Origin of the sequence: Bacillus sp. JJ1503 (genome assembly GCF_036965125.1) — a bacterium.
In the GTDB taxonomy this organism is placed as follows: Bacteria; Bacillota; Bacilli; order Bacillales; family Cytobacillaceae; genus Cytobacillus.
On record NZ_JBALOZ010000332.1, the window covers coordinates 1 to 1,321 of the forward strand.

Genomic DNA, 1,321 nt, shown 5'->3' on the forward strand with positions numbered 1-1,321 from the left:
AAAATATATTATTAAACAAAAAATTCGAATTAGGATACAATATGTATTGTTAATATGAATTTGTTTATATCGGAGGGAAATAGGATGAAAGATCCTCGTATTGAAAAACTAGCAAAAAATTTAATTAACTATTCTATTCGTCTTCAAAAGGGAGAGAAAGTCCTAATTGAAAACTTTGGTTTACAAAGAGAGCTTGTAACCGCACTTGTTAAAGAAGCTTATGCTGCAGGGGGTTTTCCTTTTGTTCTATTGAAAGATCATCAGGTTGATCGCTCTCTCCTTTTAGGAGCACAGGAAGATCATTTTAATCTAATGGCTGATTTTGAAGCAAGTGTTATGAGCCAAATGGATGCATACATCGGGCTCCGATCAGGAAATAACATCAATGAACATTCAGATGTTCCTGATGATAAAATGAGAATCCATGGAGCAACGGTCGGGAAAAAGGTGCATCGTGAAATTCGCGTACCGAAAACAAAATGGGTTGTCTTGAGATATCCGACATCCTCTATGGCTCAATTAGCGAAAATGAGCACAGAAGGCTTTGAGGATTTCTATTTTAACGTTTGTAATCTCGATTATGGAAAAATGGACAAAGCCATGGATAATCTTGTTGAATTAATGAATAAAACCGATAAAGTTAAAATTACTGGCCCTGGAACAGACCTGACCTTCTCTATCAAAGATATCCCAGCCATCAAATGCTCCGGTCAGATGAACATTCCAGATGGAGAAGTTTATACAGCTCCTGTCCGTGATTCTGTAAATGGTGTGATTACATATAATACTCCATCACCGTATAATGGATTTACCTTTGAGAATGTGAAACTAACATTCAAGGATGGAAAAATCGTAGAAGCAGAGGCAAACGACACAGACAGAATTAATAAAATTTTTGACACGGATGAAGGTGCCCGCTACATTGGGGAATTTGCTATTGGTGTAAATCCGTTTATTTTACACCCAATGCAGGATATTTTATTCGATGAAAAAATTGATGGAAGCTTCCATTTCACCCCTGGCCAATGCTATGACGAAGCATACAATGGAAATCAGTCCAATATCCATTGGGATATGGTTAATATTCAGCGACCTGATTACGGCGGCGGTGACATCTACTTCGATGACCGTTTAATTCGGAAAGATGGACGCTTCGTTATCCCTGAATTAGAAGCACTGAACCCTGAGAATTTAAAATGAGTATAAAAAAAGATGCGGTTTAAGAAGCCGCATCTTTTTACATTTATAATTGATTTTCGTAAGCTTCTTGAAACTTTTGAATATCTCCAGCACCCATAAAAATAAGTACGCTATTTTCATG

1 protein-coding gene is annotated in these 1,321 nt (G+C 36.9%); it reads left to right on the forward strand.

All coding sequences use genetic code 11. The annotated features are described in order from the left end of the window. Window positions 1-84: 84 nt before the first annotated feature. Window positions 85-1,200, forward strand: a complete 1,116-nt coding sequence (locus V7149_RS21705) for an aminopeptidase (RefSeq protein ID WP_335347674.1) — start codon at window positions 85-87, stop codon at window positions 1,198-1,200. The last annotated feature ends 121 nt before the right edge of the window (window positions 1,201-1,321 follow it).